Below are 23,843 nucleotides of genomic sequence, written 5' to 3'. Positions count from 1 at the left end.
CTCAGGCAACCGTCAAGGCGGCGACTACCAGGTCGCAACTGCGCCGGGCATAGGCCGTCAGCACCAGGCGGATCGTCGGCAGGTCACGGGCCAGCACGGCGGCCAGCAGTTGCTCGAACAGGTCGAGGAATTCGCTCATTTCCGCCTTGCGCTGCTCCAGGGCCAGGAAATAGGCACGGCTCATCGCCGGCTGCAGGTTCTCGACGGTTTCCTGCAGGTACGGGTTGTCGGCGAACGGGTAGGCGGCGCGCATCACGTTGAAGCTGTCTTCGACGAAACTGCGGATGTCCTGGCGCTCGTAGGCGGCGATCAATCGTTGCTGGATCTGCAGGAACGGCGCCATGTCGGCCTGCAGTTCCCAGCCGTTGGCCACCGAGTTGCCCAGCAGGATGTACAGCTCGCTCATCAGGGTGCACAGGCTCTGCACCTTGTGCGGGGTGAGTTCGGTCACATGGGCGCCACGACGCGGCAGGATGGCGATCAGGTGACGGCGTTCGAGGATCAGCAGGGCCTCGCGGACCGAGCCGCGGCTGACGTTGAGGGCCAGCGTGACCTTCTGTTCCTGAATGCGCTCCCCAGGCTTGAGCTCGCCGCGAATGATGCGTTCGGCGAGGTGGTGAGCGATTTGCTCGGCGAGGCTGTCCGGCGCCTTGAACGTCATGGTTTTCCTTCAAACTCTTAGATCGGTACAAGCGGCGCAGTGTAGCGCAATTGCTACCTCATGGCGGAGTGCCCAAGGGCCTGAATTTGGCACGGAATAAGCAAAAGGCACTGCGGCCCGGGAGGGTCAATACTGTTTGAAAGCGCTTGTTGATCGGCAAAAAACGATTTCCTGACCCTTAAGTCAGAAAATCATTGACCGAAAAGTCAGACATGACTAAATTCGGCCCACGTCGGTTACCAACAATAATGAGTCTGCGAGGCCTTCCGTGATCCAGTTTTTACTCAACCAGGAACTCCGTAGCGAGCACACCCTGGACCCGAATCTGACCGTGCTCAATTATCTGCGCGAGCATCTGGGCAAGCCCGGCACCAAGGAAGGCTGCGCCAGTGGCGACTGTGGCGCCTGCACCGTGGTGGTCGGCGAATTGCAGACCGACGACACAGGCACGGAGCATATCCGTTATCGCAGCCTCAACGCGTGCCTGACCTTCGTCTCGTCGCTGCACGGCAAACAACTGATCAGCGTCGAAGACCTCAAGCACCAGGGCCAGTTGCACAGCGTGCAGAAAGCCATGGTCGAGTGCCACGGTTCGCAGTGCGGCTTCTGTACGCCGGGCTTCGTCATGTCGCTGTTCGCCCTGCAGAAGAACTCCGAACAACCCGACGCGCACAAGGCCCACGAGGCCCTGGCCGGCAACCTGTGCCGCTGCACCGGCTACCGTCCGATTCTCGCCGCCGCCGAACAGGCCTGCTGCGGCAAGCAGCCGGACCAGTTCGATGCCCGCGAAGCCGAGACCATCGCCCGCCTGAAAGCCATCGCCCCCAGCGACACCGGCGAGCTGAACAGTGGCGACAAACGTTGCCTGGTACCGCTGACCGTATCCGACTTGGCCGACCTCTATGACGCCTACCCGCAAGCCCGGTTGCTGGCCGGCGGCACCGACCTGGCGCTGGAAGTCACGCAGTTCCACCGCCCGCTGCCGGTGATGATCTACGTCGGCAACGTCGCCGAAATGAAACGCATTGAACGCTTCGACGACCGCCTGGAAATCGGCGCCGCCACCGCCCTCTCCGACTGCTACGACGCCCTCAAGGCCGAATACCCGGACTTCGGCGAGCTGCTGCAGCGCTTCGCCTCGTTGCAGATCCGCAACCAGGGCACCCTGGGCGGCAACATCGGCAACGCCTCGCCCATCGGCGACTCGCCGCCCTTGCTGATCGCCCTGGGCGCGCAGATCGTCCTGTGCAAGGGCAACACCCGCCGCACCCTGGCCCTGGAAGACTATTTCATCGACTACCGCGTCACCGCGCGCCAGGAAAGCGAGTTCATCGAAAAGATCATCGTGCCGCGGGCCAGCGCCGAGCAGCTGTTTCGCGCCTACAAGGTGTCCAAGCGCCTGGACGACGATATTTCCGCGGTCTGCGCGGCCTTCAACCTGCGTATCGAGAACGGCGTGATCGCCGACGCCCGCGTGGCCTTCGGTGGCATGGCCGCCACCCCGAAACGCGCCAAGCACTGTGAGGCCGCGCTGCTCGGCGCCCCGTGGAGCGAGACCACCGTCGAACGTGCCTGCGCCGCCCTGGGCGAAGACTTCACCCCGCTTTCGGACTTCCGCGCCAGCAAGGAATACCGCCTGCTCAGCGCCCAGAACCTGCTGCGCAAATACTTTATCGAACTGCAAACACCGCACATCGAGACCCGGGTGACCGCTTATGTCTAATCATCACAAAGTCGAGAAGACTCAAGCCGAACTGAGCGCCCTGTTTCAACAGGATCTGGCCACCGGCGTCGGGCGCAGCGTCAAGCACGACAGCGCCGCCAAGCATGTGTCCGGCGAGGCGGTGTACATCGATGACCGGCTGGAATTCCCCAACCAGCTGCATGTGTATGCGCGCCTCTCGGACCGTGCCCACGCCAAGATCCTCAGCATCGACACCGCGCCCTGCCATGCCTTCGACGGCGTGCGTATCGTCATCACCCACAAGGACATCCCGGGGCTGAAAGACATCGGCCCGCTGCTGCCCGGCGACCCGCTGCTGGCCATCGACGACGTGCAGTTCGTCGGCCAGCCGGTGCTGGCCGTGGCCGCCCGCGACCTGGAAACCGCGCGCCAGGCGGCCATGGCCGCGGTCATCGAATACGAGGACCTGGAGCCGGTCCTGGACGTGGTCGAAGCCCTGCGCAAACGCCACTTCGTCCTCGACAGCCACACCCACCAGCGCGGCGACTCGGCCAAGGCCCTGGCCAGCGCCGAGCATCGCCTGCAGGGCACGCTGCACATCGGCGGCCAGGAACACTTCTATCTGGAGACCCAGATTTCCTCGGTGATGCCTACCGAAGACGGCGGCATGATCGTCTACTGCTCGACCCAGAACCCCACCGAGGTGCAGAAGCTGGTGGCCGAGGTGCTGGACGTGTCGATGAACAAGATCGTGGTCGACATGCGCCGCATGGGCGGTGGTTTCGGCGGCAAGGAAACCCAGGCCGCCAGCCCGGCATGCTTGTGCGCGGTGATCGCGCACCTCACCGGCCAGCCGACCAAGATGCGCCTGCCGCGGGTCGAAGACATGCTGATGACCGGCAAGCGCCACCCCTTCTATATCGAGTACGACGTCGGTTTCGACAGCACCGGGCGCCTGCATGGCATCCAGCTGGAACTGGCCGGCAACTGCGGTTGCTCGCCAGACCTGTCGGCCTCGATCGTCGACCGGGCAATGTTCCACGCCGACAACTCGTACTACCTGGGCGACGCCACCATCAACGGCCATCGCTGCAAGACCAACACCGCGTCGAACACCGCCTACCGTGGTTTCGGCGGCCCGCAAGGCATGGTCGCCATCGAGGAAGTGATGGACGCCATCGCCCGCCATCTCGCCCTCGACCCGCTGGCCGTGCGCAAGGCCAACTACTACGGCAAGACCGAACGCAACGTCACCCACTACTACCAGACCGTCGAGCACAACATGCTCGAAGAGATGACCGCCGAACTGGAAGCCAGCAGCCAGTACGCCGAGCGCCGCGAAGCGATCCGTCGCTACAACGCCGGCAGCCCGATCCTGAAAAAGGGCCTGGCGCTGACCCCGGTGAAATTCGGCATTTCCTTCACCGCCAGCTTCCTCAACCAGGCCGGTGCGCTGGTGCACGTCTACACCGACGGCAGCATCCACCTCAACCACGGCGGCACGGAAATGGGCCAGGGCCTGAACACCAAGGTGGCGCAGGTGGTGGCCGAGGTGTTCCAGGTAGAGATCGACCGGGTGCAGATCACCGCGACCAACACTGACAAGGTGCCCAACACCTCGCCGACCGCCGCCTCCAGCGGCGCCGACCTGAACGGCAAGGCGGCGCAGAACGCCGCGGAAACCATCAAGAAACGCCTGGTGGAGTTTGCCGCCCGGCAGTACAAGGTCAGCGAGGAAGACGTAGAGTTCCACAACGGCCACGTGCGGGTCCGCGACCAGATCCTGAGTTTCGAGGAACTGATCCAGCAGGCCTATTTCGCCCAGGTCTCGCTGTCCAGCACCGGCTTCTACAAGACCCCGAAAATCTACTACGACCGCGCCCAGGCCCGTGGCCGGCCGTTCTACTACTTCGCCTACGGCGCCGCTTGCGCCGAGGTGATAGTCGACACCCTGACCGGCGAGTACAAGATGCTGCGCACCGACATCCTGCATGACGTCGGCGCCTCGCTGAACCCGGCCATCGACATCGGTCAGGTGGAAGGCGGCTTTATCCAGGGCATGGGCTGGCTGACCATGGAAGAGCTGGTGTGGAACAACAAGGGCAAACTAGAGACCTGCGGCCCCGCCAGTTACAAGATTCCAGCCGTTGCCGACATGCCTTTGGATTTGCGCGTGAAGCTGGTGGAAAACCGCAAGAACCCGGAAGACACGGTGTTCCACTCCAAGGCCGTGGGCGAGCCGCCGTTCATGCTCGGCATCGCCGCCTGGTGCGCGATCAAGGACGCCGTGGCCAGCCTCGGCGATTACCGGCACCAGCCAAAGATCGACGCGCCGGCCACGCCGGAACGGGTGTTGTGGGGCTGCGAGCAGATGCGCCAGTTGAAGGTGGCGAAGGCCGTGGAGACCAAGGCGGAACTGGCTTCCCTGTAAATCCCATCGCGAGCAAGCTCGCTCCTACAGATATCGCACCCTCCTGTAGGAGCGAGCTTGCTCGCGATGACGACATTGCAGACGACAACGTTGCAAGAGGTGAAACATGTACAACTGGATCAGCGCCCTCGCCGACCTGCAAACCCGCGGCGAACCCTGCGTGCTGGTGACCATCATCGAAGAGCTGGGGTCGACGCCACGCAATGCCGGCTCGAAAATGGTCATCAGCGCCACCCAGAGCTTCGACACCATCGGCGGCGGCCACCTGGAATACAAGGCCATGCAGATCGCCCGCGAGATGCTCGCCAGCGGCAAACAGGACACCCACCTGGAGCGCTTCAGCCTGGGCGCCAGCCTCGGCCAGTGCTGCGGTGGGGTGACGGTGTTGCTGTTCGAACCCATGGGCCAGGTCCAGGCGCAGATCGCGGTGTTCGGCGCCGGCCATGTCGGCCGCGCCCTGGTGCCGCTGCTGGCGAGCCTGCCGTGCAAGGTGCGCTGGATCGACTCGCGGGAACAGGAATTCCCCGAGCAGATCCCCCAGGGCGTGCGCAAGATCGTCAGCGAAGAGCCCGTCGATGAAATCGATGACCTGCCCGCCGGCAGCTATTGCATCGTCATGACCCACAATCACCAGCTCGACCTGGAGCTCACCGCCGCGATTCTCAAGCGCAACGACTTTGCCTACTTCGGCCTGATCGGCTCGAAGACCAAACGGGTGAAGTTCGAACACCGCCTGCGCGAGCGCGGCTTCGACAGCGGCGTGCTGCAACGCATGCGCTGCCCGATGGGGCTCGGCGAAGTCAAAGGCAAGTTGCCTGTGGAAATCGCCATCTCCATCGCCGGCGAAATCATCGCCACCTATAACGCCAATTTCGGCCAGCACAGCGCCCGCGCCGAACCCATTGCCAAGCTGCTGCCGGCCTCGCGCCGCAGCCATGCCACTCATTAAAAAGCCACGAACCGAGACTGCCTCATGCCTCTGACTCGCAAAGCCTACCGTGCCGCCATCCTGCACAGCATCGCCGACCCCGCCGAGGTCGGCATCGAAGCCTCCTACGAGTATTTCGAGGATGGCCTGCTGGTAGTCGACAACGGCCAGATCAGCGCCCTCGGCCACGCCAGCGAATTGCTCGCCAGCCTGCCCGCCGATATCGAGATCACTCACTACCAGGATGCGCTGATCACCCCAGGCTTTATCGACACCCATATCCACCTGCCGCAGACCGGCATGGTCGGTGCCTATGGCGAGCAGTTGCTGGACTGGCTCAACACCTACACCTTCCCCTGCGAAAGCCAGTTCGCCGACCAGGCCCATGCCGAGGAAGTGGCGGGGATTTTCATCAAGGAACTGCTGCGCAACGGCACCACCACCGCCCTGGTCTTCGGCAGCGTGCATCCACAATCGGTGAATGCCTTTTTCGAAGCGGCGCAGAAGCTCGACCTGCGGATGATCGCCGGCAAGGTGATGATGGACCGCAACGCCCCGGACTACCTGACCGACACCGCCGAATCCAGCTACCTGGAAAGCAAGGCGCTGATCGAGCGCTGGCACGGCAAGGGCCGCCTGCACTATGCAGTGACGCCGCGTTTCGCCCCGACCAGCACCCCGGAACAACTGACCCTCGCCGGGCAATTGCTCGGTGAATACCCCGACCTGTACATGCAGACCCACATCAGCGAGAACCTGCAGGAAGTCGAATGGGTCAAGGAGTTGTTCCCCGAGCGCAAGGGCTACCTGGACGTGTACGACCACTACCAGTTGCTGGGCAAGCGCTCGGTGTTCGCCCACGGCGTGCACCTGTGCGACGACGAATGCGCGCGCCTGGCGCAGACCGGTTCGGCCGTGGCCTTCTGCCCGACCTCGAACCTGTTCCTTGGCAGCGGCCTGTTCAACCTGCCGATGGCCGAGAAGCACAAGCTGAATGTCGGCCTGGGCACCGACGTCGGCGGCGGCACCAGCTTCTCGCTGCTGCAGACTCTGAACGAAGCCTACAAGGTCATGCAGTTGCAGGGCGCGCGCCTGAGTCCGTTCAAGTCGCTGTACCTGGCCACCCTCGGCGGCGCACGCGCACTGCGCCTGGAAGAGCGGATCGGCACCCTACAGCCAGGCACCGACGCCGACTTCCTGGTGCTCGACTACAACGCCACGCCGCTACTGAGCTATCGCCTGAAACAATCCAAGAGCATCGCCGAGACGCTGTTCGTGCTGATGACCCTGGGCGATGACCGCACCGTGGCGCAGACCTATGCCGCGGGCAATCTGGTGCACCAGCGCTAATCCCGGAAACGAAAAATCCCCCGCTTCATGCGCTGAGACGGGGGATTTTTTTATCTGCTGTAAACCCTGTAGGAGCGAGCTTGCTCGCGAAAAGATCGCCAAGGATGACGAGCTTTGGCAGACAGGTCGCCGCTTCGCGGCTATCGCGAGCAAGCTCGCTCCTACAGGGAGATGGCGTTACAGCTTGGCGGGAGAGCGGCCCGGCTTCTTGGTTTGCAGCAGGTGCGAGAACACCGCGTGCAGGTCGTCCGAGGCGCTTTCTTCGTCGAGGTTGAGCTTGCTGTCGATGTGATCCATGTGATGCATCATCAGGGTCACCGCCAGTTCCGCGTCGCGGGCCTCGATGGCGTCGATCAACTGGGTGTGCTCATCGTAGGAACAGTGCGAACGGTTGCCGCTTTCGTACTGGGCGATGATCAGCGAGGTCTGCGACACCAGGCTGCGCTGGAAGCTGATCAGCGGGGCATTCTTCGCCGCCTCGGCAAGTTTGAGGTGGAACTCGCCCGACAAGCGGATACCGGCGCCGCGATCGCCACGGGAAAAGCTGTCGCGCTCGTCGTTGACCATCTGCCGCAGCTCGGCAAGCTGTTCGGCCGTGGCGTGCTGCACCGCCAGCTCGGTGATCGCCCGCTCCACCAGCCGGCGCGCCATGAACACCTGGCGGGCTTCCTCGACACTCGGGCTGGCCACGACCGCGCCGCGATTGGGTCGCAGCAGCACCACGCCTTCATGGGCCAGGCGCGACAGCGCACGACGAATGATGGTACGGCTGACCCCGAAAATTTCCCCCAGCGCCTCTTCGCTCAATTTGGTGCCGGGCGCCAGGCGCTGTTCGAGGATGGCCTCGAAGATATGCGCGTAGACAATATCGTCCTGGGTCCCGCTGCGACCGGCCTTGCCTGCTCGCGGTTGTTTCTTGAGGGGTTGCAACTGTTCGTTCATGGGCACTCGAGTCGGGAGAACTGCGGCGAATTGACCGTGACTGTAATACGGCACAGCGGGTCGCTGACAAGTATCGCGTAAAAACAATGGCACATTGTACACAACCCATGGGGTCCATTCGCAATAACTGTATGGGCCACCGGCGGTCACAACGACTGTACGGCCATTTGCCGCCCTGGCTGTATTGCAATGAATGGTTACTTTTACGTTTAGGCTTGGCCCCTGCTTTCGTCACCCAACGCCCCTGCGCCGGGCTTTCGGGCGACAGATATCTTCATCAGAACAAGGAACAGTGCTCCATGTCCGACGCCTCCCTCGCGCCATTACGCCCCCTGGCCGATACCTCGCCCTCGGCCGTAGTCGCCGGCTTCATCGCCATGATGACCGGCTACACCAGCTCCCTGGTGCTGATGTTCCAGGCCGGACAGGCCGCCGGGCTGACCAGCGGGCAGATTTCCTCGTGGATCTGGGCCATCTCCATCGGCATGGCCATCTGCAGCATCGGCCTGTCCCTGCGCTACCGCACCCCGATCACCGTCGCCTGGTCGACCCCCGGCGCCGCGCTGCTGATCACCAGCCTGTCCGGGGTGAGCTACGGCGAAGCCATCGGCGCCTATATCACCTGCGCGGTGCTGGTAACCATCTGTGGCCTGACCGGCAGTTTCGAACGCTTGGTCAAGCGCATCCCGGCCTCCCTCGCCGCGGCACTGCTGGCGGGCATCCTGTTCAAGATCGGCAGCGAGATCTTCGTCGCCGCACAGCACCGCACCGGCCTGGTGCTGGGCATGTTCTTCAGCTACCTGCTGGTCAAGCGCCTGTCGCCACGCTACGCGGTGCTCGCCGCCCTGCTGACCGGCACCGCATTGGCCGGGGTGATGGGCCTGCTGGACTTCAGCCAATTCCACCTGGAAGTCGCCACGCCGGTGTGGACCACCCCGCACTTCTCCCTGGCGGCGACCATCAGCATCGGCATCCCGCTGTTCGTGGTGGCCATGACCTCGCAGAACATGCCCGGGGTCGCCGTGCTGCGCGCCGACGGCTACAACGTGCCGGCCTCGCCACTGGTCACCACCACCGGTATCGCCTCCCTGCTGCTGGCACCGTTCGGCTCCCACGGCATCAACCTGGCGGCCATCAGCGCGGCAATCTGCACCGGCCCCCACGCCCATGAGGACCGCAACAAGCGCTACACCGCGGCGGTCTGGTGCGGGATTTTCTACGGCATCGCCGGGGTCTTCGGCGCCACGCTGGCGGCGCTGTTCGCGGCCCTGCCCAAAGAGCTGGTGCTGTCGATCGCCGCGCTGGCGCTGTTCGGCTCGATCATCAATGGCCTGAGCATCGCCATGAGCCAGGTGAAGGAACGCGAGGCGGCGCTGATCACCTTTATGGTGACGGCCTCGGGCCTGACCCTGTTCTCCGTCGGCTCGGCGTTCTGGGGAATCGTGGCCGGCGTGCTGACCCTGGTGATCCTGAACTGGAACAACGAATAAGCCTGTAGCCGCTGCCGCAGGCTGCGATAAGCCCGAAGGGCTTCAGCGATCTCAAGACCTTGCGCGTCCTTCGGTCGCGATCGCAGCCTACGGCAGCGGCTACAACCCGCCCACGCGAAATCCCGGGAAACAGGCCCGAGGCATATCAAGGTTCTGCGGGGGAAATAAATAGAGAAGGCTGTACAGCGACAGCCGTGAGTCGGCGGCCCGGACGGGGCCACCGACTCAGCACATCAGGCTACCGGATTGATCGAGTTTTCCGGGTACCAGACGTCCAGCAGCGGGCTGACTTCAACGCTGGTCAGCTCGGTGCGGGCCTTGAGCCAGGCTTCGACCTTGGCACGTTGCTCTTCGCTGACCGAACCGCGTTTGCTCAGGCAAACCAGGCCGAAGTCATCGCCACCAACATAGCCGAGGCCGTTGGCTTCCATCGCTTCTTTGAGGAACGCGTCGAGGAAAGCGTCAATAGCCTCTTCGGCCAGATCTTCTTTGAAATCCAGGTTCAGCTCAAAACCCAGCTCCTGAAATTCATCTACGCACAGTTTTTTGCGCAGACGGCGGGAACGGTTAGTGGCCATGGAACAATCCTCATAAGTAATAACGGGCGGCACTTTACCAGTTTAAGCAACCGATTGCCTGACTCTATGAGGGCCTTGGCCTGCCATTGGGAAAAAAATAGCGGATTAGCCCGCCGCGGCACGGCACAAGCCGCTATACCTTGGGGCATAATGCCGACACTTTCGTGACCACTGAGGGAATTTATCGTCATGCCCTCGTCTTTTCTCCCCTCGGCTGTAGGGTTTTACTTCACATGATCAAATCTTTGCGTCCACTTTTTCTTGCCGGTCTTCTTCTGCCCCTGGCCATTTCCGTTTCTGCCGCCCCCGTCAACACCACCCTTTCGCCCAAGGTTCAACAGGCCCTCAAGGCCAGCAAACTGCAAGACAACGCCCTGTCGCTGGTGATGATCCCGCTCAACGGTCCGGGCACGGCCACCGTTTACAACGCCGACGTGTCGGTCAACCCGGCCTCGACCATGAAACTGGTTACCACCTACGCCGCCCTGGAAATGCTCGGCCCGACCCACCAGTGGAAAACCGAGTTCTATACCGACGGCACCCTGAGCGGCGGCATCCTCAATGGCAACCTGTACCTCAAGGGCGGCGGCGACCCCAAGCTGAACATGGAAAAACTCTGGTTGCTGATGCGCGACCTGCGGGCCAATGGCGTGCAGCAAGTGACCGGCGACCTGGTGCTGGACCGCAACTTCTTCGTGCAGCCGCAACTGCCGCAGTTCAACGACGACGGCAATGACGAGAACAAGCCGTTCCTGGTCAAGCCCGACGCCCTGCTGGTCAACCTCAAGGCCCTGCGCTTCGTGGCGCGCAACGATTCGGGCAAGGTGCTGATTTCCGTCGAGCCGCCGATCGCCAGCATTCGCATCGACAATCAGGTCAAGGCCGTCGGCGGTAAACAGTGCACCGGCAACGTTCGCTACAACCCGGTCCCGCAGGCGGACGGCGGCGTCACCGTGACCGTCAACGGCCAGTTGGGCGACGGCTGCAGTTCGCAGACCTACCTGTCGCTGCTCGACCACGCGACCTACACCGCCGGCGCCGTACGCGCCATCTGGAAGGAACTGGGCGGTAGCATCCAGGGCAAGGACCGCCTGGCCGCGGTGCCATCCAGCGCCAAGGTGCTGGCCCGGGCCTTCTCACCGGACCTGGCGGAAATCATCCGCGACATCAACAAATACAGTAACAACACCATGGCCCAGCAACTGTTCCTCAGCCTCGGCGCGCAATACCGCACCGAAGCCGATGGCGACGATGCCAAGGCGGCGCAACGGGTGGTGCGTCAGTGGCTGGCGAAGAAAGGCATCACCGCGCCGCACCTGGTGATGGAGAACGGTTCGGGCCTGTCCCGTGCCGAACGGGTCAGCGCCCGGGAAATGGCCTCCATGCTGCAAGCGGCCTGGAGAAGCCCGTACTCGGCGGAGTTCATCAGCTCGATGCCGATCGCCGGCATGGACGGCACCATGCGCAAGCGCCTGAAGCGCACCGCCATGTCCGGTGAAGCCCACGTGAAGACCGGGACCCTGAACACCGTGCGCGCCATCGCCGGCTACAGCCGCGACAGCAACGGCAACACCTGGGCCGTGGTAGCGATTCTCAACGATCCGAAGCCCTGGGGCGCGTCCTCGGTGCTCGACCAGGTGCTGCTGGATCTGTACCGCCAGCCGAAACTGGCAGACACCGCTTCGACCCTGTAAGCCGTCACTCAGGTGGCGCGAGGACAACCTCGCGTCACCCCACTTCTGCGCCCCCTGCCTACCCCATCTCCGCCTCGACCCGGTCGCGCCCAGCCTGCTTGGCCGCATAGACCCCGGAATCCGCCCGCAGCAATAGCCCGTCGGCCCCTTCGTGTTCCCGCCAGCTGGCGATGCCGAAACTGGCCGTGACAATGCCCACGCCATCGATCGGCGAGCTGCGCAGCCCGCGCCACAGCTCCTCGGCCAGGACATAGGCCTGCTGGCCATCGGTGTCCGGGCACAGCACCATGAACTCTTCGCCGCCCAGCCGGCAAAACACATCCGTGCGCCGCAGACGAAGGCTGATGCGCTCACAAACGCCGCGCAGCACCATGTCGCCGATGGCATGCCCGTACTGGTCGTTGATCCGCTTGAAGTGGTCGATATCCAGCATGATCACCGCCAGATTGCCCACCCCGCGCTCGACCCGCGCCATTTCCGTCTGCAGGCGCTCCTGGAAATAGCGGCGGTTGTGGATACCGGTCAGCGAGTCGGTGACCGACAGGGCCCGCAACTCTTCCTCGACCCGCTTGAGGTCGGAGATGTCCGACAGATAGCCATGCCACAGCACCCCGCCCCCCGCGAGCTTTTCCGGGGTCGCTTCGCCGCGTATCCAGCGCAGGCCGCGCTGTGGCAACTGCACCCGATATTCCTCGCGCCAGGGGCTGAGTTTCTTCGCCGAGGTCCAGATCGAACCGCGCACCCGGGCCACATCGTCCGGGTGAATACGCTCGAACACCGGGTTGGCATCGCGCTGCAACTGCTGTGGATCGATCTCGTAGATATCGCGGATGCCGTCACTGACGTAGCTGAAGCTGGAATGGCCTTCGGCATCTACCTGGAACTGATAGATGGCGCCCGGTACATGGGCGCTGAGTTTCTTCAGCAGGCGATCGCGGGCCGCTAGCGCCTCGTGGACCCGCTTGCGTTCGGTGATGTCGATACAAATCGCCAGGTGCCCGACCCATAAGCCATGATCGTCCAGGACCGGAGTGGCCAGCATGTTCACCACCAGATGACTGCCATCGCGGCGCATCAGGGTCCACTCGCGGGTTTCCTCGCCCCGCTCTTCGGAACCGTCCACCAGCATCGCCTGGCACATCGGGATCTGCCGGCCGTAACGCTGGCTCAGGGCTTGCGCGCGCGCATTCAGCTCCGCGGGCAGGTGCAGGCTTTCCAGGGTCAGGTGGCCCACCACCTCGGCGCTGCTGTAGCCGAGCATATGTTCGGCGCCGGCATTGAAGGTGCTGATCACGCCCCTCAGGTCGGTGGCGATGATCGCCACCTGGGTCGCCGCATTGAGCACGCTGCGCAGCTGCCCGTGGGTGCCGCGCAATTCCTGCTCCCTGACCCGCAGCTCCCCGGTGCGCTGCTCCACCAACCGCAGCGCGCGCTGCCGCTGGCTGACCAGGACATACAGCAGGGCACTGAGCAGCAGGCTCAGCAGCGTGCCCAGGACCACCTGGCTGGACACCGAAGAATGGTTGGCCTGGAGGAACACCGCGCTGGGGCGGATGTTCACCTGGTAATCATGATCGGCCAGGCTCAGCACCCGGCTCACCGCCAGCGGGCTGTCCCCGGGGCCGTTGCTCGATTCATAGAGTTTGCCGTACGACTCGGCGGTCGACAGGTCGATGATCTGCACGAACAGGTTGTCCTGACGCTGCTCGGGCAGACCATCGACCACCAACTGGCGCATGCTGATCACCGCGATCACATAACCGTAAGGCTCGGGGGGCGACATGGCCACATCGGTGCGCAGGCTGACGGGAGTCGCCAGGATGATACCGCGCGCGTAGGAAGGCTCGACTCCGACCAAGCGCACCGGCTGCGAAACCGCCACGCCGCCACGCTGCCGCGCCCGCTCGAGAGTGTCGCGACGCATTGGCTGGGCCAGCAGGTCGAACCCCAGGGGCGAGCCCAGCGGGCTTTGGGTCTGGCTGTAGAGCACCGGTATGTACTCATCGCGCTCGGCAGCTCGCTGCAGCTTGCCCTCGGCATTCAGGTCGGCAATGAAATAATCCGGCGCTCCCTGCTCCTGCGCCATGCGCTCGAACGACGCCCGCTCGGCACCGCTGACGCGCGGCGCCCAGGCGTAGGCCTGGGTGCGATGCAAGAGAGGTTGGGTGTAGCCGTCGAAATCCTGGCGCGAGACCGCGCCGGAATTGATGAAGAAGCGCTTGAGACCATCCAGGCGCTGCTCCTGATCTTCGAAGCGCTCTTCGATGCGGCTATAACGTTCGCTGGCCAGCAGCTGGAAGCGTTGGCGCAACTGCTGCTGATACAGATTGAGGGTCGACCAGGCCAGCAGCCCGGTCAATACGCAGCCAAACAGCAATACCACTAACGCGACCAGCCAGGCCGACACGTCTTCGCTGATGAAGCCCAGGATTTTCGGGCGTACCGAGTGCAACGACATAAGCAAAACTCATAACGCCAGCGAACGTGAGCGTCACATGGGCTTGCATTGAGTTATAGCTATTCGCCACTAATTTGGCTAGAGCAAAGAGCCTTGAAAATCAAGGCTCTGTGGATCCAATCAACATCAGCGGGCGGTGATTTTCCAGGCCCGGTGGATCTTGCCGTTACGGGCGAAATCCGGGTCGATGGTCTTGGCGGTGATCTCCTCGACGGCATAACGCGCCGCCAGGTTTTCCTCGAGCTGGAACTTGCGGAAGTTGTTGGAGAAGTACAGCACGCCACCGCTGGCCAACCGGGCCATGGCCAGGTCGAGCAGTTGCACGTGGTCACGCTGCACGTCGAACACCCCTTCCATGCGCTTGGAGTTGGAGAAGGTCGGTGGGTCGATGAAGATCAGGTCGAACTCATCGCGGCAGGTCTCCAGCCAGGCCATGACATCGCCCTGCTCCAGACGGTTCTTGTCGGAGAAACCGTTGAGCGACAGGTTGCGCCGCGCCCAGTCTAGGTAGGTTTTCGACAGGTCGACGCTGGTGGTGCTGCGCGCGCCGCCCTTGGCCGCGTGCACACTGGCGGTGGCGGTGTAGCAGAACAGGTTGAGGAAACGCTTGCCAGCGGCTTCTTTCTGGATCCGCAGGCGCATCGGCCGGTGGTCGAGGAACAGCCCGGTGTCGAGATAGTCGGTGAGGTTGACCAGCAGCTTCACGCCGCCTTCGCTGACCTCGGTGAACTTGCCCTGGGCGCTCTGGCGTTCGTACTGCTTGGTGCCGCTCTGGCGTTCGCGACGCTTGATCACCACCCGGCTCTTGTCGACGTTCAACGCTTGCGGAATGGCCGCCAGGGCATCGAACAGACGGGCCTGGGCCTTTTCTGGGTCGATGGATTTCGGCGCGGCGTATTCCTGCACGTGCACCCAGTCGTGGTACAGGTCGATGGCCAGGGAATATTCCGGCATGTCGGCATCGTAGACGCGATAGCAGTCGACGCCTTCGCGCTTGGCCCACTTGCCCAGCAACTTGAGGTTCTTCTGCAGGCGGTTGGCAAACATCTGCCCGCCTTCGCTCAGGCGTGCCTGCTCGACCACAGGGGCTGGCGCCGGCGCCGGTTTGATCGGGTTGCCGTTCTTGTTGTACTGGCGCTCCTGCGGAACCAGCGGCGCCTTGTCGGCCTCGGCCTGTTCACGCTCGATCTGCCGTTGCTCCGGGGTACGGCGCTCACCGGTGACGAACTGGTCTGGCTGCACCTTGATCAACAGCAGCTTGCACGGCAAGGCGCCGTTCCAGAACGAATACTGCTTGTGGCTGCGGATGCCCATGCGCTTGCCCAGGTCCGGCGCGCCGGTGAACACCGCCGCTTCCCAGCCCAGGCAGGCCTGTCGCAGGCGCTCGCCCAGGTTCTGGTAGAGATACAGCAGGCTGGCTTCGTCACCCAGGCGCTCGCCGTAGGGCGGGTTGCTGATCACCAGGCCTTTCTGGTTCTGGTCCGGGCGCGGCTCGAAGGTCGCCACTTCGCCCTGGTAGATCTTGATCCACTCACTGAGGCCGGCACGCTCGACGTTGTTGCGCCCTGGCTGGATCAGCCGCGGGTCGGCTTCGTAACCGCGAATCCACAGCGGCGGCTTGGCCAGGCCGGCCTGGGCCCGCGCCTGGGCTTCTTCATGCAGCTTGCGCCACAGGGCCGGGACGTGACCGAGCCAGGCAGTGAAACCCCATTGCTCGCGCTTGAGGTTCGGGGCGATGTCGGCGGCGATCATCGCTGCTTCCACCAGGAAGGTCCCCACGCCACACATCGGGTCGGCCAGGGCGCCACCATTGGCCGCGATACGTGGCCAGCCGGAACGGATCAGGATCGCCGCCGCGAGGTTTTCCTTCAGCGGCGCCGCGCCCTGCTGCAGGCGATAGCCGCGCTGGTGCAGGCTGTGGCCGGACAGGTCGAGGGAGAGGATGGCTTCGCCGCGATCCAGGCGCAGGTGAATGCGCAGGTCCGGGTTGAGCTTGTCGATGGAGGGACGCTCGCCGGTCGGCGTGCGCAGCCGGTCGACGATGGCGTCCTTGACCTTCAAGGCGCCGAAGTGAGTGTTGTCGATGCCCGAGCCGTGGCCGCTGAACTCCACCGCCAGGGTGCCGTCCGCCAGCATGTGGTCCTGCCAGTCGACGTCATGCACGCCGTGATAGAGGTCTTCGGCGTCCTTCATCGGGAAGCGCTTGAGCACCAGCAGTACCCGGTTGGCCAGGCGCGACCAGAGGCACAGGCGGTAGGCGGTCTCCATGTCGGCCATGCCGCGCACGGCCGAGGTATGTTCGCGCGCGTCTTCAAGGCCAAGCCCGGCGGCTTCCTCGATGAGCAGGCCTTCAAGGCCTTTGGGACAGGTGAGGAAGAGTTCGTAGCGATCCGACATGGGAGTTCAGGGCCTTTAGCAATAAATGAACGGACAACGCATCGTCCGCCCGGTTTTCAATCAAGCGCTTTTCTTGAAGAGCGCTCGCGTGGCACGAATCTGTGCCGTCCCGCCCCTGCTGTTCAGCTCGCCGCTAGCGGTGACCACTGGGGTCAAAAGAGCTTAGATGCCGGGGCAGATAATAAAGTCAGCGAAACAAAAGGTCATAACTCGACCTTTCATCGAATAATACCTGAGTGCAACGGAATGGAATTCTCACTAAAGCATTAAGCCCATCATCCAGTAAGAGGCTGATCAGAGCGAGGTTTGCCTGATCAACCCGATGTAAAGCAGGCCGTTCTTATGGCCTCAACATCATTATCGTTACGTCCTTATGACAAAACGATCATTCCATCGTTGTGACGCATTGGTTAGAAATCAACTCAGGTTGGCGCCGCAATGACGCCAACGCCACGCTCGCGACGCCGGCAGCGAGCACCAACGGCAGAAGCATTCTGCCCGGCCTCAAACGAGGCCGACGGGACATAAGACAGTCAACAAGTGAGGGAAACACCCTATGAGAAGACTTAAGCGTGATCCGTTGGAAAGAGCATTTTTGCGCGGATATCAGTATGGCGTTCATGGCAAGTCCCGTGAGCTTTGCCCATTTACTCTACCGTCGGTACGCCAAGCCTGGATCAATGGCTGGCGCGAAGGACGCGGCGACAACTGGGACGGTATGACCGGCACTGCGGGAATCCACAGACTCAACGAACTTCACGCCGTCGGCTAAAACAGGGCACACATTCCGACACCAAAATCTGAATATGTAACGACTTAACCACGCACGTCCCATCCGGACGGCGGGCTGCGGCCCAGGGGCTCCTTTCAGGAGCCCTTTTTATTGGCCACGCAAAAAGCCGCTGTGCTCAGCGCAACGCGGCGATCGCGTCCACCGACTCGCGAATCAGCGCCGGGCCCTTGTAGATGAAGCCCGAATACAACTGCACCAGGCTGGCGCCGGCAGCGATCTTTTCCGCCGCATGCTTGCCTTCGGTGATACCGCCCACCGCAATGATCGGCAAACGCCCGGCCAGCTCGCCCGCCAGCACCTTCACGGTGTGGGTGCTCTTGTCGCGCACCGGCGCACCGGACAGGCCGCCCGCCTCGTCGCCATGCTCCATACCTTCGACGCCAACGCGGCTCAGGGTGGTGTTGGTGGCGATGACCGCGTCCATTCCGGTCTCGATCAGGGCTTGCGCCACTTCGGCGGTTTCTTCGTCGGTCATGTCCGGGGCGATCTTGATCGCCAGCGGTACCCGCTTGCCATGCTGCACCGCCAGCTCCTGCTGACGCTGGCTGAGGGCGCCGAGCAGCTGCTTGAGCGACTCGCCGAACTGCAGGCTGCGCAGGCCCGGGGTGTTGGGCGAACTGACGTTGACCGTCACGTAGCTGGCGTGGGCATACACCTTGTCCAGGCAGATCAGGTAGTCATCCACCGCGCGCTCGACCGGAGTGTCGAAGTTCTTGCCGATGTTGATCCCCAGCACGCCCTTGTACTTGGCCGCCGCCACCCGGGCCAGCAGGTGATCGACGCCCAGGTTGTTGAAGCCCATGCGGTTGATGATCGCCTCGGCTTCCGGCAGGCGGAAGATCCGCGGCTTGGGGTTGCCCGGCTGCGGGCGCGGAGTGATGGTGCCGATTTCGACGAAGCCAAAACCCAATTGGGCGAAGCCGTCGATGGCCGCGCCGTTCTTGTCCAGCCCGGCCGCGAGGCCGACCGGGTTCGGGAAGTCCAGGCCCATGACATTCACCGGCATCTGCGCCGGCGCCTTGCACAGCAAGCCATTGAAGCCCAAACGCCCGCCCGCGCCGATCAGGTCCAGGGACAGATCGTGGGAGGTTTCCGGGGAGAGTTTGAACAACAGCTGGCGGGCCAGGGTATACATGGGCGGGCTTGACTCGGTGGCGGCGAAATGAGGCGGCGATTATAGCCGGGCATGGAGGCCGCAGGCGAGGCACGCGGCGAAATCAGCGGTGAATGGCATATGCCTTGCACCACAACCTGCATCAGCACCCAGGCCAATGGCGGCGTGGGTCGAAAGACAAAGGCGTCGTTACCCCGCCGGCTCTGCCTGGCGCGGGTGCGACGTTTTTTTATGGAAGCTTTTTATGGCCGCTTTTTTATGGAGGACGCCACCCCATGAATGAACTCCCCGTCAGCCCGCTGGCCTGGGTCAACGGCAGCGATGCCCCGGAAAAGACCGCGATCAACCTCGGTTTCATGGCCTTGAGCGACTGCGCCTCGGTGGTGGTCGCCGCCACCCAGGGCTTCGCCCAGCCTTACGGCCTGACCCTGAACCTCAAGCGCCAGGCATCCTGGGCCAACCTGCGGGACAAGCTGGTGAGCGGCGAGCTGGATGCCGCCCACAGCCTGTACGGCCTGATCTACGCCGTGCACCTGGGCATCGGCGGGGTCAACGCCAGCGACATGGCGGTGCTGATGGGCCTGAACCAGAACGGCCAGAGCATCAACCTCTCGCGGGAGCTGCAAGCCCTGAACGTGACCACTCCTGAAGCGCTTCACCTGCACGCGCACCAAAGCCGGGCAAGGCTGACCTTCGCCCAGACCTTCCCCACCGGTACCCACGCCATGTGGCTGTATTACTGGCTGGCCGCCCAGGGCATCCACCCGTTGCAGGATGTCGACAGCGTGGTGGTGCCGCCGCCGCAGATGGTCGCGCACCTGCAGGCCGGGCGTATCGACGGGTTTTGCGTGGGCGAACCCTGGAGCGCCAGCGCGGTGAACCAGAACCTGGGCTTCACCCTGGCCACCAGCCAGTCGATCTGGCCCGACCACCCGGAAAAAGTCCTCGGCTGCACCCGTGCCTTCGTCGAGCAGTACCCGAACACCGCCCGGGCCCTGGTCATGGCGATCCTCGAGGCCAGCCGCTTCATCGAGCAGAGCCGCGAGAACCGCCAGAGCACCGCGCAACTGTTGAGCGCCCGCGAGTACCTCGATGCGCCGCTGGACTGCATCGAGCCGCGCCTGCTCGGCGAATATGCCGATGGCCTCGGCCACCGCTGGCAGGACCCGCACGCGCTACGCTTTCATAATGAAGGCGCGGTCAACCTGCCGTATCTGTCCGACGGCATGTGGTTCATGACCCAGTTCCGCCGCTGGGGCCTGCTGCGCGAAGACCCGGATTACCTGGGCATCGCGCGCCAGGTGCAGCAACTCGAGCTCTATCGTGAAGCCGCCACCGCCGTCGGCGTCGCCTCCTGGGGCCAAGACATGCGCAGCAGCCAGTTGATCGACGGCAAGCTGTGGGACGGTTCGGACCCGGCCGCCTATGCCCGCAGCTTCCAGCTGCACGCCATGAGCGACAGCTCGCCTCTTCTCGCCAGCCGCTGACAGGAGCCCGAGACCATGTTGCGTATCCTGCTGATCAACGACACCGCCAAGAAGGTCGGTCGGCTCAAGGCGGCCCTGATGGAAGCCGGTTTCGAGGTGATCGACGAGTCGGGCCTGACCATCGACCTGCCGACGCGCGTCGAAACGGTGCGTCCGGACGTGATCCTGATCGATACCGAATCACCGAGCCGCGATGTGATGGAGCAAGTGGTACTGGTCAGCCGCGACCAGCCACGGCCGATCGTGATGTTCACCGACGAGCACGACCCCGACGTGATGCGCCACGCCATCAAGTCCGGGGTCAGTGCCTACATAGTCGAAGGCATCCAGGCCCAGCGCCTGCAGCCCATTCTCGACGTGGCCATGGCCCGCTTCGAGAGCGACCAGGCCTTGCGCGCGCAGCTGCAGGCCCGCGACCAGCAACTGGCCGAGCGCAAGCGCATCGAGCTGGCCAAGGGGCTGTTGATGAAGATGAAAGACTGCAACGAAGAACAGGCCTACACCCTGATGCGCCGCCAGGCCATGAGCCGCCAGCAGAAGCTGATCCAGGTGGCGGAGCAGATCATCGCCATGAGCGAGTTGCTGGGCTGAATCCCGCAACTGTGGGGCGGCGGCCTATCGCGGGCAAACCTCTCTCCTACGGAAGAAGACCGTGAGTTTCTGTAGGCGCGAGGCTTGCCCGCGATCCGGGCCTCCAGGATTCTCACTCTTGGCACAAATCTGGCTATGTAATCGACACAGGTAACCAACGGCGGTTGCCCCACCTACGACAAAGACGTCGCACACCCTTCTCGCCCCAGGCGATGCGGGTTGCGGCGTTTTTTCGTTTTGGCCCCACAGCCCGGGGCCGGTGGAGCGGCCGTAATGGCGCCCCACGCAAAAGCTCATGACTCCTTTCGAGACTCTTAACAGCTGAGGTGCGCGATGAATTCAAGCTTCTGGAAATCCGGCCACACCCCGACATTGTTCGCGGCCTTCCTCTACTTCGACCTGAGCTTCATGGTCTGGTACCTGCTCGGCCCGCTGGCCGTGCAGATCGCCGCCGACCTGCAACTGACCACCCAGCAGCGCGGGCTGATGGTGGCCACGCCGATCCTGGCCGGCGCCGTGCTGCGGTTCGCCATGGGCCTGCTGGCCGATCGCCTGTCCCCCAAGACCGCCGGGCTGATCGGCCAGGTGATTGTCATCGGCGCGCTGTTCTGCGCCTGGAAGCTGGGCATCCACAGCTATGAACAGGCCCTGCTGCTGGGGCTGTTCCTGGGCATGGCCGGCGCTTCGTTCGCCGTGGCCCTACCGCTGGCCTCGCAATGGTATCCACCGCAGCACCAGGGCAAGGCGATGGGCATCGCCGGGGCCGGCAACTCCGGCACGGTATTCGCGGCGCTGTTCGCGCCCTTGCTGGCCGGCGCCTTCGGCTGGAGCAACGTGTTCGGCTTCGCCTTGATCCCACTGATCCTGACCCTGGTGCTGTTCGCCTGGCTGGCCAGGAACGCCCCGGAACGGCCCAAGGCCAAATCCATGGCCGACTACTTCAAGGCCCTGGGAGACCGCGACAGCTGGTGGTTCATGTTCTTCTACAGCGTGACCTTCGGCGGCTTCATCGGCCTGGCCAGCGCCCTGCCCGGCTACTTCAACGACCAGTACGGCCTGAGCCCGGTCACCGCCGGCTACTACACCGCCGCCTGCGTGTTCGGCGGCAGCCTGATGCGCCCGCTGGGCGGCGCCCTGGCCGATCGTTTCGGCGGCATTCGCACCCTGCTGGTGATGTACAGCGTCGCGGCGGTGTGCATCGCCGCGGTCGGTTTCAACCTGCCCAGCTCCTACGCGGCCCTGGCCCTGTTCGTGTGCACCATGCTCGGCCTGGGTGCGGGTAACGGCGCGGTCTTCCAGTTGGTGCCACAACGTTTCCGCCGCGAGATCGGGGTGATGACCGGGCTGATCGGCATGGCCGGCGGCATCGGCGGTTTCGCCCTGGCCGCGGGCATGGGCGCGATCAAGCAAAGCACCGGCAGCTATCAACTGGCCCTGTGGCTGTTCGCCAGCCTGGGCGTGCTGGCCTGGTTCGGCCTGCACGGCGTGAAACGCCGCTGGCGGACCACCTGGGGCTCCGCCGCTGTCACCGCGGCGCGGGTCTGAGCTGTCCATGAGCCTGCGACTGAGCCACGCCCAGGCCAGCGCCATCGGTCCGCGCGCGGAGAACCAGGACGCCTTGCGCCTGGTCACCCCGGCGCCGACCCTGGCCGCCAGCAAGGGCCTGCTGTTCGCCATCGCCGACGGTGTCAGCCAATGCGCCGATGGCGGCCTGGCCGCGCGCTCGACCTTGCAGGCGCTGGCGCTGGACTACTACGCCACCCCGGAAACCTGGGCCGTGGCCCAGGCCCTGGAACGCCTGCTGCTGGCGCAGAACCGCTGGTTGCAGGCCAACGGCGGCGGCCAGCCGCTACTGACCACCGTCAGCGCCCTGGTGCTGCGCGGCCGGCGCTTTACCCTGGCCCATGTCGGCGATTGCCGGGTCTATCGCTGGCATGCCGATCAGTTGCAACGCATCAGCGACGATCATGTCTGGGACCAACCCGGCATGCAGCATGTGCTCAAGCGTGCCCTGGGCCTGGACCAGCACCTGGTGGTGGATTTCCTCGATGGCGAACTGCGGGAAAACGAAAGTTTCCTGATGCTCAGCGATGGCGTCTGGGCGACCCTGGGCGACACCGCCATCGCCGCGATCCTGCGCGACCAGCCCGACCTCGACAGCGCGGTGCAGACCCTGGTCAGCGCCGCGCACCTGGCCGGCAGCCAGGACAATGCCAGCGCCCTGCTGGTGCGGGTCGAAGCCCTGGGCGAAAGCTCCATCGGCGACGCCCTGATTCACTTGCAGCAATGGCCACTGCCGCCGCCTCTCAAACCGGGCCAGCACTTCGAAGGCTGGCAGGTCGTCGAGGTGCTCGGGCACAGCCAGCAATCACTGCTGTACCGCGTGCTCGATGCGCAACAACAACCCTGGCTGCTGAAAACCCTGCCCGGTCATCTGCACGACGATCATCAGGCCGGGCAATCGCTGCTGTCAGAGGAATGGTTCCTGCGCCGGGTGGCCGGCCGGCACTTTCCCGAAGTACATGCCGCGACCGCCCGCCAACACCTGTATTACGTGATGCGCGAATACCCGGGGCAGACCCTGGCCGAGCATCTGCAACAACATGGCCCCTTGCCGCTGGCGCAGTGGCAGGACCTGGCCGAGCGCCTGCTGCGGGCCGTGGGCCTGCTGCACCGCCGGCAGATCCTGCACCGCGACATCAAGCCGGAAAACCTGCTGCTTGGGGACGACGGCGAGCTGCGTCTGTTGGATTTCGGCCTGGCCTATTGCCCCGGCCTGTCCGAGGACCAGGCGCACCTGCTGCCCGGCACTCCGAGCTATATCGCCCCCGAAGCTTTCAACGGCGTGGCGCCGACACCGCGGCAGGACCTGTATGCGGTAGGCGTGACCCTCTATCACTTGCTGACCGGGCATTTTCCCTACGGCGAAATCGAAGCCTTCCAGCGCCCGCGCTTCACCACCCCGGTCAGCGCCAGCCGCTATCGGCCGGACCTGCCGGACTGGCTCGAACAGAGCCTGGAACGCGCGGTACAGGCCGATCCGGCCCAGCGCTATGAAACCGCCGAAGAGTGGTTACTGGTGCTGGAACAGGGCGAGCGCCGCAGCCTCAGCGTGCGCCCCAGACCGCTGCTGGAACGCGAGCCCTTGAAAGTCTGGCGCACCCTGGCGCTGGTCTCGCTGTTGCTCAACCTGCTGTTGCTGTACCTGTTCCTGCATCACTGACCTCACTGTTTTCCTGTAGCCG

At 63.9% G+C, this 23,843-nt stretch carries 17 protein-coding genes; 11 read left to right on the top strand and 6 right to left on the bottom strand.

The features are described from left to right. Position 1: 1 nt before the first annotated feature. Complete coding sequence (locus BMY68_RS01995) at positions 2-661, bottom strand: GntR family transcriptional regulator (RefSeq protein ID WP_009042939.1); 660 nt, start codon at positions 659-661, stop codon at positions 2-4. A 268-nt stretch (positions 662-929) separates the two neighbouring features. On the opposite strand from BMY68_RS01995, the gene xdhA reads away from it, so the two are divergent. From xdhA to guaD, 4 genes are all read left to right on the top strand, one after another. Beyond that, positions 930-2,384 carry a xanthine dehydrogenase small subunit gene (gene xdhA / locus BMY68_RS01990; RefSeq protein ID WP_085530277.1) on the top strand — a complete coding sequence of 485 codons (1,455 nt, stop codon included), beginning with the start codon at positions 930-932 and terminating at the stop codon, positions 2,382-2,384. After that, positions 2,377-4,776, top strand: a complete 2,400-nt coding sequence (gene xdhB / locus BMY68_RS01985) for a xanthine dehydrogenase molybdopterin binding subunit (protein ID WP_085530276.1) — start codon at positions 2,377-2,379, stop codon at positions 4,774-4,776. The genes xdhA and xdhB overlap by 8 nt, the downstream gene beginning before the upstream one ends. 106 nt (positions 4,777-4,882) lie before the next feature. Continuing rightward, complete coding sequence (xdhC, locus tag BMY68_RS01980; protein WP_009042936.1) at positions 4,883-5,725, top strand: xanthine dehydrogenase accessory protein XdhC; 843 nt, start codon at positions 4,883-4,885, stop codon at positions 5,723-5,725. A gap of 24 nt (positions 5,726-5,749) precedes the next feature. After that, a complete protein-coding gene (gene guaD / locus BMY68_RS01975; protein WP_085530275.1) occupies positions 5,750-7,054 on the top strand; it encodes a guanine deaminase in 1,305 nt (434 codons plus the stop codon). 177 nt (positions 7,055-7,231) lie between these two features. Here the strand turns inward: guaD and BMY68_RS01970 are convergent, their stop codons facing one another. Beyond that, positions 7,232-7,996 carry a GntR family transcriptional regulator gene (locus BMY68_RS01970; protein ID WP_007932193.1) on the bottom strand — a complete coding sequence of 255 codons (765 nt, stop codon included), beginning with the start codon at positions 7,994-7,996 and terminating at the stop codon, positions 7,232-7,234. Positions 7,997-8,295: 299 nt separating this feature from the next. Here BMY68_RS01970 and BMY68_RS01965 point away from each other — a divergent pair, with 299 nt between their 5' ends. Beyond that, positions 8,296-9,486: a benzoate/H(+) symporter BenE family transporter gene (locus BMY68_RS01965; RefSeq protein ID WP_062823127.1), complete on the top strand. Its 1,191-nt coding sequence runs from the start codon at positions 8,296-8,298 to the stop codon at positions 9,484-9,486. Between the two features lie 233 nt (positions 9,487-9,719). Here BMY68_RS01965 and BMY68_RS01960 read toward each other — a convergent pair whose 3' ends face one another. Further along, positions 9,720-10,064 (bottom strand): YggL family protein, encoded by a 345-nt coding sequence (locus BMY68_RS01960; protein ID WP_007932191.1) that lies wholly within the window; start codon positions 10,062-10,064, stop codon positions 9,720-9,722. A 233-nt stretch (positions 10,065-10,297) separates the two neighbouring features. On the opposite strand from BMY68_RS01960, the gene dacB reads away from it, so the two are divergent. Next, positions 10,298-11,758, top strand: coding sequence for a D-alanyl-D-alanine carboxypeptidase/D-alanyl-D-alanine endopeptidase (gene dacB / locus BMY68_RS01955; RefSeq protein WP_038580722.1), 1,461 nt, complete (start codon positions 10,298-10,300; stop codon positions 11,756-11,758). A 58-nt stretch (positions 11,759-11,816) separates the two neighbouring features. On the opposite strand, the gene BMY68_RS01950 is transcribed toward dacB, so the two are convergent. Then, on the bottom strand, positions 11,817-14,216 hold the full coding sequence (locus BMY68_RS01950) for a sensor domain-containing diguanylate cyclase (protein ID WP_085530274.1): 2,400 nt from the start codon (positions 14,214-14,216) through the stop codon (positions 11,817-11,819). Positions 14,217-14,342: 126 nt separating this feature from the next. Next, positions 14,343-16,613, bottom strand: coding sequence for a bifunctional 23S rRNA (guanine(2069)-N(7))-methyltransferase RlmK/23S rRNA (guanine(2445)-N(2))-methyltransferase RlmL (gene rlmKL, locus BMY68_RS01945; RefSeq protein ID WP_009042931.1), 2,271 nt, complete (start codon positions 16,611-16,613; stop codon positions 14,343-14,345). Between the two features lie 556 nt (positions 16,614-17,169). Here rlmKL and BMY68_RS01940 point away from each other — a divergent pair. Continuing rightward, positions 17,170-17,385: a ribosome modulation factor gene (locus tag BMY68_RS01940; RefSeq protein WP_002553055.1), complete on the top strand. Its 216-nt coding sequence runs from the start codon at positions 17,170-17,172 to the stop codon at positions 17,383-17,385. 136 nt (positions 17,386-17,521) lie between these two features. Here the strand turns inward: BMY68_RS01940 and BMY68_RS01935 are convergent, their stop codons facing one another. Continuing rightward, positions 17,522-18,541, bottom strand: coding sequence for a quinone-dependent dihydroorotate dehydrogenase (locus BMY68_RS01935; protein ID WP_085530273.1), 1,020 nt, complete (start codon positions 18,539-18,541; stop codon positions 17,522-17,524). Positions 18,542-18,795: 254 nt separating this feature from the next. Between BMY68_RS01935 and BMY68_RS01930 the strand changes: the two genes are divergently transcribed. The 4 genes from BMY68_RS01930 (at position 18,796) to BMY68_RS01910 (ending at position 23,821) form a co-directional block, all read left to right on the top strand. After that, positions 18,796-20,007 (top strand): CmpA/NrtA family ABC transporter substrate-binding protein, encoded by a 1,212-nt coding sequence (locus BMY68_RS01930; RefSeq protein ID WP_085530272.1) that lies wholly within the window; start codon positions 18,796-18,798, stop codon positions 20,005-20,007. 15 nt (positions 20,008-20,022) lie between these two features. Beyond that, on the top strand, positions 20,023-20,598 hold the full coding sequence (locus BMY68_RS01925; RefSeq protein WP_007932173.1) for an ANTAR domain-containing response regulator: 576 nt from the start codon (positions 20,023-20,025) through the stop codon (positions 20,596-20,598). A 333-nt stretch (positions 20,599-20,931) separates the two neighbouring features. Continuing rightward, positions 20,932-22,143, top strand: a complete 1,212-nt coding sequence (locus BMY68_RS01915; protein ID WP_009042928.1) for a nitrate/nitrite transporter — start codon at positions 20,932-20,934, stop codon at positions 22,141-22,143. A 7-nt stretch (positions 22,144-22,150) separates the two neighbouring features. Beyond that, positions 22,151-23,821 carry a bifunctional protein-serine/threonine kinase/phosphatase gene (locus tag BMY68_RS01910; protein ID WP_085530270.1) on the top strand — a complete coding sequence of 557 codons (1,671 nt, stop codon included), beginning with the start codon at positions 22,151-22,153 and terminating at the stop codon, positions 23,819-23,821. Positions 23,822-23,843: the final 22 nt, after the last annotated feature.

This window comes from Pseudomonas sp. NFACC41-3 (genome assembly GCF_900109505.1).
GTDB lineage: Bacteria > Pseudomonadota > Gammaproteobacteria > Pseudomonadales > Pseudomonadaceae > Aquipseudomonas > Aquipseudomonas chlororaphis.
The sequence above is the reverse complement of the archived record's forward strand: the minus strand, read 5'-3'. Positions and strand labels throughout refer to the sequence as shown.

Coding starts and splice junctions, on each gene's coding strand:
- BMY68_RS01995 (WP_009042939.1), bottom strand. CDS start 661: ATGACGTTCAAGGCGCCGGACAGCCTCGCCGAGCAAATCGCTCACCAC.
- xdhB (WP_085530276.1), top strand. CDS start 2,377: ATGTCTAATCATCACAAAGTCGAGAAGACTCAAGCCGAACTGAGCGCC.
- xdhC (WP_009042936.1), top strand. CDS start 4,883: ATGTACAACTGGATCAGCGCCCTCGCCGACCTGCAAACCCGCGGCGAA.
- guaD (WP_085530275.1), top strand. CDS start 5,750: ATGCCTCTGACTCGCAAAGCCTACCGTGCCGCCATCCTGCACAGCATC.
- BMY68_RS01970 (WP_007932193.1), bottom strand. CDS start 7,996: ATGAACGAACAGTTGCAACCCCTCAAGAAACAACCGCGAGCAGGCAAG.
- BMY68_RS01965 (WP_062823127.1), top strand. CDS start 8,296: ATGTCCGACGCCTCCCTCGCGCCATTACGCCCCCTGGCCGATACCTCG.
- BMY68_RS01960 (WP_007932191.1), bottom strand. CDS start 10,064: ATGGCCACTAACCGTTCCCGCCGTCTGCGCAAAAAACTGTGCGTAGAT.
- dacB (WP_038580722.1), top strand. CDS start 10,298: ATGATCAAATCTTTGCGTCCACTTTTTCTTGCCGGTCTTCTTCTGCCC.
- BMY68_RS01950 (WP_085530274.1), bottom strand. CDS start 14,216: ATGTCGTTGCACTCGGTACGCCCGAAAATCCTGGGCTTCATCAGCGAA.
- rlmKL (WP_009042931.1), bottom strand. CDS start 16,613: ATGTCGGATCGCTACGAACTCTTCCTCACCTGTCCCAAAGGCCTTGAA.
- BMY68_RS01940 (WP_002553055.1), top strand. CDS start 17,170: ATGAGAAGACTTAAGCGTGATCCGTTGGAAAGAGCATTTTTGCGCGGA.
- BMY68_RS01935 (WP_085530273.1), bottom strand. CDS start 18,541: ATGTATACCCTGGCCCGCCAGCTGTTGTTCAAACTCTCCCCGGAAACC.
- BMY68_RS01930 (WP_085530272.1), top strand. CDS start 18,796: ATGAATGAACTCCCCGTCAGCCCGCTGGCCTGGGTCAACGGCAGCGAT.
- BMY68_RS01925 (WP_007932173.1), top strand. CDS start 20,023: ATGTTGCGTATCCTGCTGATCAACGACACCGCCAAGAAGGTCGGTCGG.
- BMY68_RS01915 (WP_009042928.1), top strand. CDS start 20,932: ATGAATTCAAGCTTCTGGAAATCCGGCCACACCCCGACATTGTTCGCG.
- BMY68_RS01910 (WP_085530270.1), top strand. CDS start 22,151: ATGAGCCTGCGACTGAGCCACGCCCAGGCCAGCGCCATCGGTCCGCGC.